Source organism: Halorubrum sp. B52, from assembly GCF_059752555.1.
On sequence record NZ_MWTG01000007.1, the window covers coordinates 720,926 to 737,433 of the forward strand.

The window sequence follows — 16,508 nt, forward strand, 5'->3', positions numbered from 1 at the left end:
GCGAACGGTGAGGTACACATGAGCAGCGCGCTGTTCGTCGTGAGCGAGGAGGGGTACTGGGCCGAGGAGTGCATCGAGCCGCTGACGACCCTCGAAGCGGAGGGCGTCGACGTGACGATCGCGACGCCGTCGGGGTCGCCGCCGGTCGTCGACGAGCGGTCGCTCGACCCGGAGGCCGCGGGCGGCGAGGAGCGGGTCGCCGAGTTCCGCGAGATCGACGAGGAGCACCCGGGGCTGAACGATCCGGAACCGATCGCGACGGTCGAGGCCGACGGTTACGACGCGGTAGTCTTCCCCGGGGGCCACGGCACCGTCTGGGACGTGAACCAGGACCGGCACGCCCGCCAGCTGCTGCTCGACGCGGTCGCGGGCGACGATGGCGTCGCGCTCGTCGTCTGCCACGCGGTCGGCATCCTGGCGTTCACCCGCGAGGCCGACGGGACGCCCCTCGTGGAGGGCCGCTCCGTCACCGGCTTCCCGAACGAGTGGGAGGACGGGATCGTCGACGACGAGGACGTGATGCCGGACGGCCGGAAGCTCCCGTACTGGGTCGAAGACGAGGTCGTCCTCGCCGGCGCCGACTGGGACGCCGAACTCGACGCCGACACCAGCGTCACGGTCGACGGCGACCTGATCACCGCCCGCGGCCCGGGCTCCTCGGCGGCCGCGGCGGCGACGCTGCTGGACGAGCTGTAGGCCGCTTTCGAAAAGGGGCGCCGCTCACCGGATCACGAACGCCGGCTCTCCGATCCGCTCGCTTCTGCACTCCGGACATCTCGACGGCTCGTTGATCGGGTCGTCGAAGCCGTCGAAGCCGCAGTCGCGGCACTCGGGCGGCGCGACGAGGAACTCCTCGTCGGCGCCGTCGTCGGCGACCGACCGCGAGACGTGCTCTAAGTGCTCGTACACGACCGGCGTCGGCAGCGACAGCGACTCGCCGAGGTCGCTCGCGGTCGCCGGCCCCTCGCGGAGCGTGCCGGCGATCCGCTGGCGCGTCGTCTCCATGGCGGGGCGTTCGCGGGCGGCGAATAAAACGGCGACGGCGCGAGGGCGACGGCGCGGACCGAACCGGTCGGATCGTCGGGACCGATCGGTGACCCGCGTCACTCCGCGGGCCGCGGCGACAACACCACCAGCGCGACGCTGTCCTCGCGCGCGGTCGGCTCGACCGCCGACTCCCCCTCGAACCGGAGGACCTCCCCGGCCTCGACGCGGTGGGGGTCGCCGTCGAGCGCGACGTCGACGGCGCCCTCCAGCACGTGGAACAGCACGGTTCTGTCCGGGTGCTCGTGCTCGGGTACGCGCTCGCCCGCCTCCAGCGACAGCCGGATCGCCTTCGGCTCCCGCCCGGGGAACGCGTCCGCGTGCGGCTCGCCGTCGAGGTCGGCGATGCGAGCCCGGTCCGCCGCGGGGGCGTCGTCGAGGTCGGTCATACGTTCCGGATCCCCCGCGACCGCCATGTGCGGTGTCGCGAACACGTTCGGCTCACTCCGACGCCGCGTCCGCGTCGCCCGGAAGCAGCGCCGCGATCCGGTCGCCGATCCGCGCCGTCGTCGCGTCCGAGAGCCCGTGGCCGTCGCCCTCGTCGATCCGGAGGTCGACCGCGGCGCCGCCGCGTCGGAAGACGTCGGCGGTCGCGCGCACGCGATCGGCCGCGACGTACGGATCGCCGGCGCTGCTGTCGAGCGCGACCGGCGTGCCGGCGAGCGGCGCCGGCTCCCCCCGGTCGTCCCCGTCTGCGGCCCCGGCGACCGCCCGGTGCGCGAGGTCCGCGCCCGGCAGCGCCGCGGAGACGACGAACGCGCTCCCGTACCGCCGCGGGCGCCGCCGAAGGAACTCGCTCACCACGCTCCCGCCCTGCGAGATGCCGACGAGGACGACCCGCTCCGGGCCGATCCCGACATCGCCGGCGACCCGACAGGCGGCGGCGACGCAGGCGACGGCCGAGGTGAGCGCCGGCTCGTTGGCCGCGACGGGCGCGTCGTGGCCGGCGGGGTACCAGTTCGACCGGACCGGGCCCGGCGCGAGGAAGGTCGCGCCCGGGCGGTAGAACTCGTCGGCGAGCCGGACGAGCCCCTCGGGCGTCCCCCCGCGGCCGTGGACGAGCACGACCGCGACTTCGGCCGCGGCGGCCGGGGCGCCGCCGGTGACCAGCGTCGCGTCGGCGTGCGGGCCTTCGACTCCCGGAAGCGGGCGGCTCATCTGTCGAGAGATTCAGCGCCCCCGACCTCGAACGCGGGCAGCTGATTCTCGATCAGCTCCCGGTCGCTCTCGAACCGCGGCGGAAGGTACAGCTCTCGCGCGTGGCCGGTCGCGTCGGGGTCGACGAGTCCCGGTCCCGCGGGGCCGTCCGGGGTCGGCGCCTCGGTCGCGAGCTCGACGAGGAGGCCGCCGGGACCGCGCACGTACAGCGAGTGGAAGAAGTGGCGGTCCTTCACGCGGGAGACGTCGTAGCCGCGGTCGCGGAACAGCTCGTGCCACTCCAGGAGCGCCTCGCGGTCGGGGACGCGCACCGCGGCGTGGTGGAGCGTCCCGGGTCCCTCCCGGAGGTACGGCGCGTCCCGGTCGAGCAGGTCGACGACGGTCGCGCGGTCGCCCGGCGCGCGGTACCGGATCCGGTCGCCGGCCTCCGCCTCGTACTCGAAGCCGAGCGTGTCGAGGACACTCGCGGTCCCGTACGGGTCCGCCGGCAGCGCGGTGACGCCGTACAGCCCCCGGATCGCGGCCGACTGGGGTACCGGATCGGCGCCGGAGCGACCGCGCTCCTCCTCCCCCGAGCCGACCCGCGGCTCCCCGTCCGCGTCGCTCTCGACGAGTTCGACCCGGGTACCCGCGGGGTCGGTGACCGCGATCAGGTCGTCGCCGAAGCGGTCGGTGTCGGTCTGGGCTCCCTCGTCGTCGCCGGCCGGGGCGGCGGTGTCGACGTCGACTGTCACGTCCCGCTCGGCGAGTCGCTCGCGCCAGTAGCCGAGCGAGCCGGGCGGCACCGCGAAGGCGACCGCCTCGTAGCCGGGTTTCCCGGTCCGGCCGGGGTCGGCGTGCGGGTCCGGGAAGACGGTGAAGACGGAGCCGGGCGCGCCGGTCGCGTCGCCGAAGTAGAGGTGGTACTGGAGGACGTCCTCGTAGTTCACCGTGCGGCGCAGCAGCCGGAGCCCGAGCGTCTCCCCGTAGAACTCGGCGGCGGCCCCCGCGTCGCCGACGATCCCGGTGACGTGGTGGAGTCCGGGGGTGTCAGACAGCATGTGGGCACCGTGGAGCGCGCGTCGCAAACCGGTGTCGGTCGGGTTGGCCCGGCGGGCGGTATCCCCCGCGACGGTCAGGACAGCCACAGCAGCCGGACGTTGCTCGCGGTGAGGTAGGTGCCGACGAGCGTCAGGAGGACGGGCGGGAAGTAGTAGAGGAGCGCGTCGCCGTCGCGGGCGCCCGAGACGCTGATCCACAGCATCACGAGGTAGACGGCGATTTTTAACAGAACCAGCCCGGAGAGCCCGAAGGAGTCGAGCGCGAGCGCGACGACCGGGTTCGCCTCGTCGATCGTCGGGACGTACTCCAGGAAGGCGATCGTCGAGACGACGTCGCCGACGCCGTACGTGGCGGTGGCGGCGATCCATAGCCAGTAGAACTCCTGGGGCCGGCGGCTGTACGCCGGGCGGCGGCGCCGTCGATCGCGGGACCGGGACACGCCTCGACCTGTCGGGGCGGCGACGTGAATCTGCCGGTTCGGCGGTCCGTTTCGCTCCCCCTGGAGGGACCGACCCGCCACCGAGACCGCCCGCGCCGCTTCCGGATCGTTCAATGTCGACCGGCCGGAGGGATCCCCATGGGCACGCCACTGGAGCCGCGGGAAGAGCAGGTCGGGGAGGTCCTCGACCGGCTGTACGAGGAGTACCCGGACTCGACGATCTCGCTGAACTACTCGAACCGGCTGGAGCTGCTCATCGCCGTGATCCTCTCCGCGCAGTGCACCGACGAGCGCGTGAACAAGGTGTGCGCCGACCTCTTCGAGACGTACGAGACGCCAGAGGAGTACGCGAACGCGCCCCAGGAGGAGCTCGCGGAGGCGATCAACTCGATCACCTACTACAACAACAAGGCGAAGTACATCCGGTCGGCGTGCGCGGACATCGCCGAGAAGCACGACGGCGAGGTCCCGGACACGATGTCCGAGCTGACGGACCTGGCCGGAGTGGGGCGCAAGACCGCCAACGTCGTCCTCCAGCACGGCCACGACGTCGTCGAGGGGATCGTCGTCGACACCCACGTCCAGCGGCTCACGCGGCGATTGGGGATCACCGAGGAGGAGCGTCCCGAAGCGATCGAACAGGACCTGCTGGACGTCGTTCCCGAGAGCGACTGGCAGCAGTTCACGCACCTCATGATCGACCACGGGCGAGCCACGTGCACCGCGATCAACCCGGACTGCGCGGAGTGCGTGCTCGCGGACGTCTGCCCCTCCGAGAAGGGCGACGCCGAGGTCGACCTCGCGAGCGGCGAGGCGTGGTGAGCGGCGGGAAAACTCGCGACGATTCGGTCCCGCGAACCGCCGGACTCGACGGCGCGTTCGGCGTGCGTACTTAAAGACCCAAACGACCGGGGGAGGTCCCCGATCCGTTCCTCTTGAAAGGGAACTCGCTTCCGGGTTTATGATTCTATCCGGCGTATCCGCAAGTGAGGAGAGACACAATGTCCACGAAGACCACAAACGAGTTTGGCGGGGAGTTCGGCGGGATCACGCTGCTGGGGAAGGCGCACTCGCTGTCGGCGCTGTTCATCGTCATGCTCCGGGCGACGATCGGCGGGATGATCCTGTTCGCCGGCCTCGGGAAGGTCTCGGAGTGGCCGTTCGACGCCGCGGGGTACCTCGCGAACGTCGACCCCGCGAGCCCGGTCAGCGGCCTGTTCGCCGCGATGGCGTCGAACGCGGCGCTGATGGAGATCGTCAACGTCGTCGTGCCCGCGACCCAGCTGCTCATCGGCGCGGCGCTCATCCTGGGCGCGTTCGTCCGGCTGGCCGCACTCGGCGGCGCCATGCAGATGATGCTGTTCTACCTCGGCGGCTGGTCGGGGGAGTTCCTGGCGCTGTTCGAGTCGACGCTCATCTACGCGGTCGTGTTCCTCACGGTCGCGGCGTTCGGCGCGGGCCGCGTCCTCGGGCTGGACGCGTACATCGAGCAGATCCAAGTCGGCGGCGAGGCGCTCGTCGAGCGCTTCCCGAAGCTCCGGTACGTCCTCGGCTGAAGGGGGACGGTCCGGCGCGGTGACGGTCCGACGCGGTGAAACGCCGGCACAGTCGCGTGCCGCCGACTCGTTTTCGACCGCCTCTGTTCTCGGAGTCGCTTCGTCGCCGAGCGTCGGCGCCACCGTCAGTCTCGTTTTAAATATCCGGTGACGACACCGGCGCGTCGTTTCGGGTTCCAATTCATATAAGACCGCGCGGCCGGTACGGGGCGGTAATGGAACTCGGTTCGCGGGACGCGTTCGCCCGGATGGGAACGCTCGGCATCGAAGAGGAGTTCTACATCGTCGATGCCGACGGCCGTCCGACCTCGGGGACCGACGACCTCGTCTACGGCCGCGACCCGCCGAGCGCGGTGCCCGAGGGGTTCGACCACGAGCTGTTCAAATGCACCATCGAGGCGCAGACGGAGCTGATCGAGGACCCGGCGGACGCCGCGGACGCCCTGTCGACGGTGCGGGAGGCACTCGTCGACCACGCCGCCGCCGACGGCTACCGGATCGCCGCCGCGGGGCTCCATCCGGCGGCGAAGTGGCGGGAGCTGGACCACGTCGGGAAGCCCCGATACAAGGCGCAGCTCGACCGGATCCAGTACCCGCAACACCGCAACACCACGGCCGGGCTCCACGTCCACGTCGGCGTCGACGACGCGGACAAGGCGGTGCAGATTGCCAACCGGCTCCGCTGGCACTCTCCTGTCCTGCTCGCGCTGTCCGCGAACTCCCCGTTCTGGAACGGCTTCGACACCGGGCTCGCCTCGGCCCGCGCGAAGATCTTCGAGAACCTCCCGAACACGGGAATCCCGTCGGCGTTCGACGACTTCGACGCCTTCCAGCGCTACGAGCGCCGGATGGTCGAGACGGAGTCGATCGCCGACCGCGGCGAGCTCTGGTTCGACGTGCGCCCGCACACGGGTCACGGGACGGTGGAGGTGCGCGCGCCCGACGCCCAGCGCGATCCCGCGGTCACTCTCGCCTTGGTCGAGTACGTCCACGCGCTCGTCGTCGACTACGCCGAGCGCTACGCCGACGGCGAGTCCGCGCCGGCGCTCCGCCGCGAGCTCCTCGACGAGAACAAGTGGCGCGCGATCCGCCACGGACACGACGCCTCGTTCGTCGACCGAAGCGGCGAGGAGACGGTCTCGCTCGGCGAGGTCGTCGAACGCGAGTGCGACCGGCTCGGGATCTCCGGGATCCGCGAGGTGTACGACGCCGAGAGCGGCACCGAGCGCCAGCGCCGGCTCCGCGAGGAGTCAGGGATCGACGCGCTGTGTGAGGATCTGGTCCTGTCGCCGTGAAGAGGGGGCGACGACGGCGGCGGGCGACCCGATCGCTCGGAGCGCCGCCGGTTTTCCGTCGGAACGAAAGCGACGAGAAACCCTTTTGGGCGCGCGGATCCCACTCTGTGGTATGACGAGCGACGATTTCGACGACGACCCCGCCGCGGATCCCGGTGACGGCGCCGCCCTCGGGGGAGGAGACGAGTCGCCGACCGAGCGGACCCGAGAGGAGCTCCGCAGGACGAAAGAGCGGCTCGGCGAGGGCGCCGACAAGGCGGTCAAGGGGTTCGACGACAACGTCGTCGACCTGCTGGCGTGGCTGCTCGACACCGAGACGCGCGCCCGGATCTACGTCTACCTGCGGGACAACCCGCGGAGCACGAGCGACGAGGTCGCCGACGGCACCGGCCTCTACCCGAGCACGGTCCGCGAGGCGCTCGCGGAGCTCCACGACGAGGGGACGGTCGAGCGCGACAAGCGCGAGGCCAGCGGCGCCGGCAACAACCCCTACGAGTACGAGGCGATCGCGCCGAGCGAGCTGGTCCGGGGCGTGGTCGGCGACGTCCAGCGCGAGCTGAACGCCGTCTTCAACCTCGACCGCCGGCTCGGGGGCGAGTCGCCCGACGGCGACGCGGAGCCGGTGCAGATCTCCGTCGGCGGCGGGGAGGACGACGGCGACGATGGCGACGGCGACGAGGCCGACGACGAGACCGCGTGATCGGCAAGGCCGACGACGATGGCGACGGCGAAGACGACCGAGCGGGTCGATAGCGACGAGGCCGTGACGCACGGCGAACGCGACCGACTCCGCTTCCGCGGCGCTCCCGAGTTCGGGACACTTTAAGTTCCGCCCGCGCAACCGACGGGCATGAACGTCGCGCTTGGTGGCACCTTCGATCCCGTTCACGACGGCCACCGGAAGCTGTTCGAACGGGCGTTCGAGCTGGGGGACGTCACCGTCGGCCTCACCTCCGACGAGCTCGCGCCGAAGACCCGCCACGTCGAGCGCTACGTCCGCCCGTACGACCGCCGCAAGCGCGATCTGGAGGCCGAGCTGGCGCCGCGGGCCGAGGAGTACGACCGCGAGTTCGCGGTCCGCGAGCTCACCGAGCCGACCGGCATCGCCGTCGAGCCCGAGTTCGACGCCCTCATCGTCTCCCCCGAGACGAAGGCGGGCGGCGAGCGGATCAACGAGATCCGTCGCGAGCGCGGCCACGACCCGCTCGAACTCGTCGTCGTCGACCACGTGCCGGCCGAGGACGGCGAGCGCATCTCCTCGACGCGGATCGTCGCGGGCGAGATCGACGAGCACGGCAACCTCACGCCGGACCGCGAGGGTCGCGGCGCGACCCGGCCGGAATGACGGCCGACGACGACTCCGGACGGCTCGCCCGCGTCGCGGTCGGAGAGACCGGATTCGAGCGCGCGGCCGTCTGGAGCGCGGTCGGCTTCGCCGTCTCGTACGTCGCCTTCGACGCGGCCTCACTCGCCGGGTCGGTCGCGGGCCTGACGCCCGCCGCCGGCGTCACCGCACCGGTCGCCGCGGCCCTCGCGGCGCTGACCGCCGTCGGCACGGTCGCGTTCGCCGCCGTCGGAGCCGGCGCGCTCCCCGCGGTCCTGCTGGCGTACGGTCCCCTCGCGGCCGCGCTCCTGCGGGCGATCGGCCCGACGCCGTACGCGATCCCCCTCGCCGATCCGCTCCCCTTCGCGGTCGCTGTCGCCGAACCGCTCGGCGTCGCCCTCGCGGCCGCGGTCGCGGTCGGGCTCGCGGGCTACGCTATCGGGCGGGTCATCGCCGGTATCGGCGGCGGCGACGAGGGGGAAACCGAGTCGACCGCCGCGGACGGGGACGCTGACACGGAGCCGAGCGACTGACGCGACCGAGGCGAGCGACCGATTCTGAACCCTACGCGTCGTCGAGCGTCCCGTTGAGCACCTTCGCCGCGACGAGGACCGGGTCCCACACCGGGCTGAACGGGGGCGCGTACGCCAGGTCGAGCCGCTCGACCTCGGCGACGGTCATGTCGGCCTCCAGCGCGGTCGCGAGCGTGTCGATCCGGATCGCGGCGCGGTCGGGGCCGACGATGCTCCCGCCGATCAGGCGCCCCGAGTCGCGGTCGGCGACGAGCGTCACGTCGGTCGGCGCCGCACCCGGGTAGTACCCCGAGCGGGAGCCGGCGGTGACGGTCTCGCGGACGGGGTCGAAGCCTGCCTCGCGGGCGGCGGCGTCCTCGACGAGGCCGACGCGACCGGCCTCCATGTCGAACGCCTTCACGACCGCGGTGCCCGCGATGTCGCCCACGGGCGAGGGGTCGCCCGCAACGGTGGCGCCGATCGCGCGCCCGGCGCGGTTCGCGGTGAGGCCGAGCGGCATCCACGCCGGCTCGCCGGTGACGGCGTGGAACGCGGTCGCGCAGTCGCCGGCGGCGTACACGTCCGGCAGGCTCGTCCGGCCGTGCCCGTCGGTCAGTACCGCGCCGCCCTCGCCGAGCTCGACGCCGGTCCCGTTGAGCAGCGCCGTGTTCGGTTCGATCCCGACGCCGACGACCGCCATGTCGGCGGGGAGCGTCTCCCCGTCGAACGCCACGCCCTCGATCCGGTCGTCGCCGACGAGCGCCTCGACGGGACTGCCCGTGTGGACCGTCACGCCCTCCGCGATCAGCTCCGCCTCGACGCGCTCGCCGACCGCCTCGCCGAACGGCGGGAGCAGGTGCCCGGAGCGCTGGAAGAGGTGGACGTCGAGGCCGCGGCCGGAGAGCGCCTCGGCCGTCTCGACGCCGACGTAGCCGCCGCCGACGATCGCCGCCGTCTCGGGGGCGGGCATCGCGGCGTTGCGCTCGACGCGCTCGCGGTCGACCGCGCTGGCGTCGGCGCGAGCGGGGTCGTACGCGTCCGGCTCGGCGACGTACGCGTCGATCGCGGCCGCGGCGTCCATGTCGTGGAGCGTGAACGCGCCGTCGACCCCGCGCACGTCGAACGGGCCGGTAGAGGCGCGCCCGCCGGTCGCGACGAGGAGGTCGCCGTACGGCTGCTCGAACGAGTCGCCGTCGGCGGTCTCGACCGCGACGGTCTTTTTGTCCGGATCCACCGCGACCACCTCGTGGCCGCGTCGGAGGTCGATCCCGCGCTCGTCGACGTCGCTCGGGGACAGCGAGAGGAGGTCCGACAGCCGCTCGACGCGCCCCTCGATGAAGTACGGCATGCCGCAGTAGGCGTACGAGATCCACCGTCCCTTCTCGAAAACGATCACCTCGCGGTCGGGCGCCTCGCGGCGGAACTTGCTGGCCGCGCTCAGCCCGGCCGCGTCGGCGCCGACCACGACGAAGGGGTCGTTCATGAATTCGACGACGGCGGGACCGCACAAAAAGCCACGTCGCGGATGCGGGGCGAGCGCCCGGCCCCGACCCGCCCGGTCAGGCGTCGCCGTCGCCGTCCTCGGCCAGCCGCGACAGCGTCTCGCGGGCGTTCTCGACGGCGGCCTCCTTCTTCGCCGGGTACGCCTCCACCTTCGCGCGGACGGTGATCCCCGGGCCGAGCCGGACCTCGCCGCGGAACGCGGCCTGCTTGTCGACGCGCAGGAACAGCGCGCAGTTGTCGTCGACGCGTTGGTCGAGCTCGTCGATCACGCGGTCGACGTCGTCGAGGTCGGCCAGCGCGTCGAGGACGTGACGCATCCCGTCGGCGTTCTCGATCCGGGCGGAGAGCACGACGATCCGGTCGCCGTGGTGGCCGACGTTCTCGACGCGGTCGAGTTCGGCGTCCTCGGGGAGGAACCTGCGGAGGGCGTCCGCGACCCGCTTCTCGTCCTCGGTCGCGTACGAGAACGCCCGGAGGTCGACGTAGTGGAAGGGGACTTTTGCCATGCGGGTCGGGGAAGGGGGTCGGTTACTCCTCGCTCTCGACGGCGTCGAGCGCGTCCTCGGGGACGCCCGTCTCCTGGCCGTCCTCGAAGCTGACCGTGTAGGTCGCGTCGCCGAACATCGTCTCCATCACCTGCGTGATCGTGCCCGTCTCGCCGTCGTACTCGCTGTGCTTGTCGTGGAGCACGACCTCGTCTTCCTTCTCGAAGCTCATGCCCGCTCGTTCCGGTGGGACGGTTAAAAGCGCGCGGATCCGGAGCGCCGGACCGCCGTCGGGTCAGGGGCGCGAGAACCGAGCCGAGAGACGAACCCGGTCACGCGAGCGCGAGCAGCACGGCCGCGATCGACACCGCCAGGACGACGCCGACCGCGACCGAGACGATCAGGCTGTCGACCGCGACCGCGACCGCGACGCCGGCGACGACTGCGAGGAGGCCGAGGACGACTCCCGGCAGTCCCCCCCGCTCCACGAGGCCGGCGACCGCGTTCGCGGCGCGCTGCCGCGGCGGGGGGTCGGGCGACCGTTCCGGGGGCTTGGTGAACGTCTCGTCGACGGCGACCTCGTCGGGCCCGGAGTCCGGCGGCGGGTCGAGCCTGACGTCGACGTACCGGGTGTTCGAGCCGTAGCCGGTGACGATCTTCAGCTTCCCGACGACGGGCTCGTCGACCTCGTCGGCGGTGACGTGGACCCGTCTGGTCGACTCGTCGTCGACGAAGTGGTTCGTCTCGCCGATCGAGCAGACGCGGGCGAGGTCGTCGTCGAAGTGCAGGTGGACGTGCGTCGACCGGCCGAGGTTCTCGAAGGCGATCGAGAAGTGACCGGTCGTCGCGAACCGGTCCGGTGCCCGGATCGAGTGGACGGCGTCCCCGTTCAGTTCGACGGCGAGTGTCGGCACGCACGGGTCGACGAACTCACACTAAAAAAAGATGTAGTACGATTCGGGGCCCGATCCGGGCTAGGCGGTCGCCTCCTCGCGCATGTCCGGCGGGAGGAGGTTCGGGATCCCGTCCTCGATGGGGTACGTCTCGCCGCACTCGGTGCAGGTGAGCGTGCCGGCGAGGATCTCCTCCTCGTCGCGGTCGTCGACGTCGAGTTCGAGGTCGGCCTTGTCGAGCGGGCAGCAGACGACGTCCATCAGGGATTCCTTCATACCACGCGGTTCGCGCGGACCGATAAAAAAGCGTGCGGGTCCGATGCGTTGGGGAGCCCACGGTCGAGCGACGGCGAACCCGACGCGGCCCGCACTCGATGGCAACGACTTTGCCGGTCCGTCACCCCCGGCGAGACATGGGGATCCCGTCGGAACGGATCGAGCGCCTGTTGACGCTCGCCCGCGAGGCGGTCGTCGACGGCGAGTACGACCGCTCCCGGGAGTACGTCGCGCTCGCGCGCCGGATCGCGGAGCGGAACCGCTGCGGCCTCCCGGCCGACTTCTCCCGGCGGACCTGCGACGACTGCGACGTGTACCTCCGCCCCGGGAAGACGGGCCGCGTCCGGCTCCGGCCCGGCCGCGTCGTCGTGCGCTGCCGCGAGTGCGGGTCGACGGCGCGGTATCCGTTCGAGTGAGCGCGGCGGGGACTCGTCCTCCGGCGAGGTCGACCGCCACCCGCCGGACCGCCGCTGCCGCCACGCTTTATCAATCGCCGACGAGAGAGGGACGTATGGATTACCGACGGCTCGGCAACACGGGACTGAGCGTCTCGGAGCTCTGCTTCGGGACGTGGCGCTTCGGGCGCGAGACGAACGGCGTCGTCGAGACGGGCCGCGAGGAGGCCCACGAGCTGCTCGACGCGGCCGCGGACCACGGGATCAACTTCATCGACACGGCCAACGTGTACGGGACGCCGAACGGGACGAGCGAGGAGTACGTCGGCGAGTGGCTCGCGGAGCGCGACCGCGAGGACTACGTGATCGCCTCGAAGGTGTACTTCCCGTTCGACGGGCGCGGCGAGCCCGGGCCCAACGACTCCGGGCTCGGCCGCAAGCACGTCAGAGCACAGGTCGAGGGGACGCTCGACCGTCTCGACACCGACTACCTCGACGTTTACTACATCCACCGCTGGGACGAGGAGACGCCCATCGAGGAGACGATGCGCGTCCTCGACGAGCTCGTCTCGGAGGGGAAGGTGCACTACCTCGGCGCGTCGACGATGGCCGCCTGGAAGCTGACGAAGGCGCTGTGGACCGCCGACGTCAACGACTACGCCCGGTTCGACGTGGTCCAACCGCTCCACCACGCCGGCTACTACGAGGACGTCAAGGAGTACCTCGACGTCTGTGTCGACCAGGACATCGCCGTCTGCCCGTACTCCCCGCTCGCGGGCGGGTTCCTCACCGGGAAGTACGAGCGCGCCGACCCGGACGACCCCGAGCAGGTGATCGCGCCGGACGGCTCGCGGGCGAGCTTCGACGACCGCTTCGAGCGGTTCTACCTCTCCGAGCGCGGCTGGAAGGTGCTGGACGCGGTGCGCGAGGTCGCCGCCGAGCTCGACGCCGCCCCGGCCCAGGTCGCGCTCGCGTGGCTGACGGAGTGGGACGAGTTCACCTGCGTCCCCATCGTCGGCGCGCGCACGACCGACCAGCTCGCGGAGAACGTCGCCGCGACCGATCTGGACCTGTCCGACGACCAGTGGGACCGGATCATGGACGCGCGGTACGCGCCGGACGGGACGCTCTGGGGGCACTGAGCCGGTCGCCCACGTCGCAATCGCCCCCGCTACTCGTCGAAGTCGGGGAGGTCGTCGGGCGCCTCGAAGTCGGCCTCCCAGTCGATGTACTCCTCCTTGAGCGTCTCGCAGACGATCTGGCCGAGCTCCGTGAGCCCCGCGTTGATCGCGGAGACGGTCCCCCACGAGTCGAGGTCGGGGTGGAGGTCGCGCTCCTTCCAGTCCTCCGGAAGCCCGGGCGCGTGGTAGCCGACGCGGTCGGCGAAGTCGTCCCAGAAGAAGTCGAACCGGGAGACGAGCCCGAGATCGACGGCGATCGCCCAGTCTTCCTCGTCCATGTCGCTCCCGGCGGCCCACTCCGCGAAGGCGTCCTCCCACGCGCCTTCGTGCAGGAGTTCCTCCAGGTCGTCGCGGCGGTACTCGCCGCCGGCGACCTCCGCGTCCTCGTACTCGTTGGGGTCCACGGCGGCGAGCTCTGGCGGCTCCGGCGGGTCGACGTCGAGGCTCATGCCTCCCCCTCCGCGCCGGCGACTCAAAACGGTACGGGGGTCGCCGGCGGGAGCGATGGCGAGGCGGTCGGCGTGGGGACGCGGCCGCCGCCGATCCGATTCTTTTACCGCGGTCCCGGACCGAGCCGTGAGCATGAATCTCCGCGACGTCTCGCGCCGGACGGGGATCGCCGCCGGCGTCGTCACCGTGGTCGTGCTCGCGGCCCCGTACGCGCTCGTGTCGGGGTACGCGACGCAGCTCGCCGGCTACTACGCCGCCGGCACCCTCGGCGCCGGCGGCATCGCGCTGTTCGCGCTGCTGAGCGCCGTCGTCGTCGCCTCGGTCGAGCAGGGGAACCTCGACCCCGGAACGCTCGCCGGCGTCGCGGTGATCCTCGGCCTCGCGACCACGCTCAGCGCGGCGGCGTGGGCGCTCGCCGTCGAGCCGACGACGATGTACGCCGACTACCGCTGGCTGCGCTGGCACGCGCCCGCCGTCGTCGCCCTGTCGGTCCCGCTCCCGGTCTCCGCCGCGGCGTACGCCCGCGCGCTGCTGTCGTAACGGGGAGCCGCCGAACGAAAGGCCCTTATGCCGGACCCGAGTATCGTCAGACGGACTAGGTCGGGCGGTTAGGCCCCGCTCGTCACCCGTGAGGTAGTCTTCAGCGGGGACCGAACAGCGGGCGCGTCCGGTCAGACCGGCGCGGGCCCCGAGAGCCAACGTGGAAGCCTCGTCCGCCGGGGACAGCGGTCCGTGGCGCCCGCTCGCAGGAGCGGTCCGTCGCGGTTCGTCGGCGACACCGGGTCAGGCGCGGAAGCGAGCAGCCCATCGCCGAACGCCCGTCGCTCGTCGGGTCGCGGGGTGGAGAAGGCAACCGGGATACCCCGCGCCGGAACGCCGGGCCACCCCGCCTGTCCGCCATTCATACGCGTTTTAATCCGGTGAGCGTGAGCGATACTCGATTGGTGACACGACCATTCATTTAAAAGGGATTGACTCGGGATCGACGGTGAACACCGCCAAAGCCCCAGCCGCGAGAACTCGATGGGCTCGCTGCGGTCCTCGTCGCTCACGTCGTTCGCTCCTGTGGTCCTTGCGTCGTCATCAGAACGCTGCGCGTTCTGATTGGCTCACGAGAGCTCTGCTCTCGTGAACGCCCGTCTTCGTCCTCGCGGCTGCCCCTTTGAGTCCCTCCCGACCGCGACCGCACCACAGCCTCACGCCTCCCCAGCCTCGTCGGTGGTCCTCCGCTTCGCTCCGGACCACCGACTCCCTCGCGCCGTCGGTTCGCGGCCCTACGGGCCGCTCACCGGGACGCGCCGGATCGGTCGTAGGTCTCGATCGGCCGTTTTATAAATAGCTACTCCGCCTCGCCGCTGTCCTTCCACGCGGAGAAGCCGCCGTCGATGAGCGTGTCGGACTGGCAGTCGATGTACTCGCGCTGTGTGTCGTGGACCGCGGTCTCGAAGTCGTCGCCGGCCTCGAGGCGCGCGCGGACTCGGTCGCGCTTCCAGCTCGCCGGCGTGGTCCGGTTCGCGACGCGCCACCGGAGCGGCGCGAGCCACGAGGCCGCCTCCTCCTCGGGGCAGCCGGCGGTGCGCAGGCCGGCCTCGGCGTGGTCGAGGAGGTCCTCGTAGATCGCGTCGGTGTCGGTCGTGGTCTCGCCGTCGCGGCCGATCCACTCGATGTCGGCGTCGAGCCCGTCGGCGACCGCGGCGTAGAAGTTGTCGCGGGCGGTCTCCCAGCCGAGGCGGATGACCGGGTGTTCGCGCTGCGGGAGCGCCTCCATCAGCCCGGCGAACGCCGCCTGGAAGGCGATCGAGTCGCGGACGGTGGGCTGGGCCGCGATCGGGCGGAACTCGATCCGGGCGTTCGCGCTCGACCGGCTCGCCCCCTCGAAGACCGGGCGGACCCACCTCCAGTAGCTGCCGTGTTTCGTCCGGAACGTCGCGAACTGGTCGTCGAAGCGGTCGGTCCCCTCGGGCTCCGGCATCGGGATGAGCGTCTCGTCGCCGGCGATCCGGTCGACCGCGGTCTCGACGTCGTGCACGTCGCGCGGGAACCGCACCTTGTCGTCGTCGGTCCGCTCGTTGAGCACCGACTCGAACACGTGGATCCGGTTCTCGGCGGCGCCCTCGGCGAGGACGCGCTCGCCGTCCCAGCCGTCGTCGTACAGGTCCGGCGGGAAGAACGGCGAGTTGACGCCGAGCGCGAGGAGCGGCGCCGCGATCCGGAGCGCGTAGCGGAAGTACCGCGGGAGCGTCTCCGCGTGCGCGACCTGGTAGTGCGGCTGGATCGAGGTGATGAGGCTCTCCGGCATCACGGTGTCGGCCGCGAGCGACACCCCCGGCGCCTCGACGACCGTCCCGCGCTCGTCGTCGCCCGTGTTCGCCATCGCGTGGTACCGGACCGCGTCGCTCATGTTGACCGCGACGGTGACGCCGTCGACGTCGACGCAGTCCGTGAGGTACTCGCGGGCCGTCTCGCCGGTCGGAGGGATGGTCCAGAGCCCGTCGGAGACGAGCCGCATCCCCTCGACGCCGGCGGTGTTCTCCGCGGCCTCCAGCCGCGCTCGCACCTCCGCGAGCTGCGCCCGGAGCCCGTGGTCGGAGAGCGGCTGCGGGCTCGTCGACATCTCCGCGTTGTGGAGCCCGAGCTCCTTCTCGAACCCCATCAGCTCTAAGAGCCGCCGCGGGACGCGCATCAGGGCGTACTCGCCCGCCCGCGACTCCTCGCTCCAGCGCCCGTCGGCGACCGCGTAGAACTCGTACTCGAAGCCGACGATCGACTGGTGGTTGTCGAAGGAGCCGTCGCGGAGCTCCTGTTTGACGATCTCCGCCTCCTCCTCGGCGCGCGCGGCGAACTCGTCCGGGTCGACGGCGAGCGCCTCGCGGACGCCGTCTGCGAGGGCGGACTCCGTGCTCATGGGACGGTCGACGTGTCGGCCCGGTAAAAAGGGCTACGGCCGATCGGTCGC

At 71.7% G+C, this 16,508-nt stretch carries 21 protein-coding genes, 1 other RNA gene and 1 pseudogene; 11 read left to right on the top strand and 12 right to left on the bottom strand.

The genetic code is table 11. From position 1 onward, the window contains the following. Positions 1-18 precede the first annotated feature (18 nt). On the top strand, positions 19-696 hold the full coding sequence (locus tag B4V04_RS05055; RefSeq protein WP_498229712.1) for a DJ-1/PfpI family protein: 678 nt from the start codon (positions 19-21) through the stop codon (positions 694-696). 24 nt (positions 697-720) lie between these two features. Here B4V04_RS05055 and B4V04_RS05060 read toward each other — a convergent pair whose 3' ends face one another. From B4V04_RS05060 to B4V04_RS05080, 5 genes and pseudogenes are all read right to left on the bottom strand, one after another. Beyond that, positions 721-1,005: a transcriptional regulator gene (locus B4V04_RS05060; RefSeq protein ID WP_498229714.1), complete on the bottom strand. Its 285-nt coding sequence runs from the start codon at positions 1,003-1,005 to the stop codon at positions 721-723. Between the two features lie 98 nt (positions 1,006-1,103). Beyond that, positions 1,104-1,394: pseudogene (locus tag B4V04_RS05065) on the bottom strand (cupin domain-containing protein); the annotation flags it as partial. A 91-nt stretch (positions 1,395-1,485) separates the two neighbouring features. Then, complete coding sequence (locus tag B4V04_RS05070; RefSeq protein WP_498229716.1) at positions 1,486-2,202, bottom strand: alpha/beta hydrolase; 717 nt, start codon at positions 2,200-2,202, stop codon at positions 1,486-1,488. Next, the gene (locus B4V04_RS05075; protein ID WP_498229718.1) at positions 2,199-3,242 is read right to left on the bottom strand and encodes a VOC family protein; all 1,044 of its coding nucleotides are present in this window, start codon (positions 3,240-3,242) and stop codon (positions 2,199-2,201) included. The genes B4V04_RS05070 and B4V04_RS05075 overlap by 4 nt, the downstream gene beginning before the upstream one ends. A 74-nt stretch (positions 3,243-3,316) precedes the next feature. Next, entirely contained in the window at positions 3,317-3,682 is a 366-nt protein-coding gene (locus B4V04_RS05080; protein WP_498229719.1) for a DUF5658 family protein, read from the bottom strand. Positions 3,683-3,820: 138 nt separating this feature from the next. Between B4V04_RS05080 and nth the strand changes: the two genes are divergently transcribed. The 6 genes from nth (at position 3,821) to B4V04_RS05110 (ending at position 8,390) form a co-directional block, all read left to right on the top strand. Next, entirely contained in the window at positions 3,821-4,504 is a 684-nt protein-coding gene (nth, locus tag B4V04_RS05085; protein WP_498229720.1) for an endonuclease III, read from the top strand. Positions 4,505-4,683: 179 nt separating this feature from the next. Then, entirely contained in the window at positions 4,684-5,238 is a 555-nt protein-coding gene (locus B4V04_RS05090; protein WP_498229721.1) for a DoxX family protein, read from the top strand. A 215-nt stretch (positions 5,239-5,453) separates the two neighbouring features. Continuing rightward, the gene (locus B4V04_RS05095; protein ID WP_498229722.1) at positions 5,454-6,533 is read left to right on the top strand and encodes a glutamate--cysteine ligase; all 1,080 of its coding nucleotides are present in this window, start codon (positions 5,454-5,456) and stop codon (positions 6,531-6,533) included. Between the two features lie 112 nt (positions 6,534-6,645). Beyond that, positions 6,646-7,233 (top strand): winged helix-turn-helix transcriptional regulator, encoded by a 588-nt coding sequence (locus tag B4V04_RS05100; protein WP_498229724.1) that lies wholly within the window; start codon positions 6,646-6,648, stop codon positions 7,231-7,233. A gap of 150 nt (positions 7,234-7,383) precedes the next feature. Beyond that, positions 7,384-7,878 (top strand): phosphopantetheine adenylyltransferase, encoded by a 495-nt coding sequence (locus B4V04_RS05105; RefSeq protein ID WP_498229726.1) that lies wholly within the window; start codon positions 7,384-7,386, stop codon positions 7,876-7,878. Continuing rightward, positions 7,875-8,390 carry a hypothetical protein gene (locus tag B4V04_RS05110; RefSeq protein ID WP_498229727.1) on the top strand — a complete coding sequence of 172 codons (516 nt, stop codon included), beginning with the start codon at positions 7,875-7,877 and terminating at the stop codon, positions 8,388-8,390. Before B4V04_RS05105 ends, B4V04_RS05110 begins: the two co-directional genes overlap by 4 nt. Positions 8,391-8,421: 31 nt before the next feature. Here the strand turns inward: B4V04_RS05110 and B4V04_RS05115 are convergent, their stop codons facing one another. From B4V04_RS05115 to B4V04_RS05135, 5 genes are all read right to left on the bottom strand, one after another. After that, entirely contained in the window at positions 8,422-9,852 is a 1,431-nt protein-coding gene (locus B4V04_RS05115) for an FAD-dependent oxidoreductase (RefSeq protein WP_498229729.1), read from the bottom strand. A 76-nt stretch (positions 9,853-9,928) separates the two neighbouring features. Next, positions 9,929-10,378, bottom strand: a complete 450-nt coding sequence (locus B4V04_RS05120; RefSeq protein WP_498229730.1) for an RNA-binding protein — start codon at positions 10,376-10,378, stop codon at positions 9,929-9,931. A gap of 22 nt (positions 10,379-10,400) precedes the next feature. Next, positions 10,401-10,589, bottom strand: a complete 189-nt coding sequence (locus tag B4V04_RS05125; RefSeq protein ID WP_004050211.1) for a hypothetical protein — start codon at positions 10,587-10,589, stop codon at positions 10,401-10,403. A gap of 100 nt (positions 10,590-10,689) precedes the next feature. Then, a complete protein-coding gene (locus B4V04_RS05130; protein WP_498229732.1) occupies positions 10,690-11,271 on the bottom strand; it encodes a DUF7524 family protein in 582 nt (193 codons plus the stop codon). Positions 11,272-11,331: 60 nt separating this feature from the next. Continuing rightward, complete coding sequence (locus tag B4V04_RS05135) at positions 11,332-11,526, bottom strand: methytransferase partner Trm112 (RefSeq protein ID WP_186311006.1); 195 nt, start codon at positions 11,524-11,526, stop codon at positions 11,332-11,334. A 137-nt stretch (positions 11,527-11,663) separates the two neighbouring features. Between B4V04_RS05135 and B4V04_RS05140 the strand changes: the two genes are divergently transcribed. Together B4V04_RS05140 and B4V04_RS05145 are read left to right on the top strand one after the other, a co-directional pair. Next, complete coding sequence (locus B4V04_RS05140; protein ID WP_256408508.1) at positions 11,664-11,942, top strand: ribonuclease P protein component 4; 279 nt, start codon at positions 11,664-11,666, stop codon at positions 11,940-11,942. Between the two features lie 95 nt (positions 11,943-12,037). Continuing rightward, a complete protein-coding gene (locus tag B4V04_RS05145; protein ID WP_498229735.1) occupies positions 12,038-13,063 on the top strand; it encodes an aldo/keto reductase in 1,026 nt (341 codons plus the stop codon). A gap of 29 nt (positions 13,064-13,092) precedes the next feature. On the opposite strand, the gene B4V04_RS05150 is transcribed toward B4V04_RS05145, so the two are convergent. Then, positions 13,093-13,551: a DUF7992 family protein gene (locus B4V04_RS05150; protein ID WP_498229737.1), complete on the bottom strand. Its 459-nt coding sequence runs from the start codon at positions 13,549-13,551 to the stop codon at positions 13,093-13,095. A gap of 133 nt (positions 13,552-13,684) precedes the next feature. Between B4V04_RS05150 and B4V04_RS05155 the strand changes: the two genes are divergently transcribed. Further along, positions 13,685-14,092 (top strand): DUF7548 family protein, encoded by a 408-nt coding sequence (locus tag B4V04_RS05155; RefSeq protein WP_498229738.1) that lies wholly within the window; start codon positions 13,685-13,687, stop codon positions 14,090-14,092. A 48-nt stretch (positions 14,093-14,140) separates the two neighbouring features. After that, an RNA gene (ffs, locus tag B4V04_RS05160) (signal recognition particle sRNA) lies at positions 14,141-14,452 on the top strand. 439 nt (positions 14,453-14,891) lie between these two features. On the opposite strand, the gene B4V04_RS05165 is transcribed toward ffs, so the two are convergent. Beyond that, positions 14,892-16,457, bottom strand: a complete 1,566-nt coding sequence (locus tag B4V04_RS05165) for a glutamate-cysteine ligase family protein (RefSeq protein WP_498229740.1) — start codon at positions 16,455-16,457, stop codon at positions 14,892-14,894. Positions 16,458-16,508 lie beyond the last annotated feature (51 nt).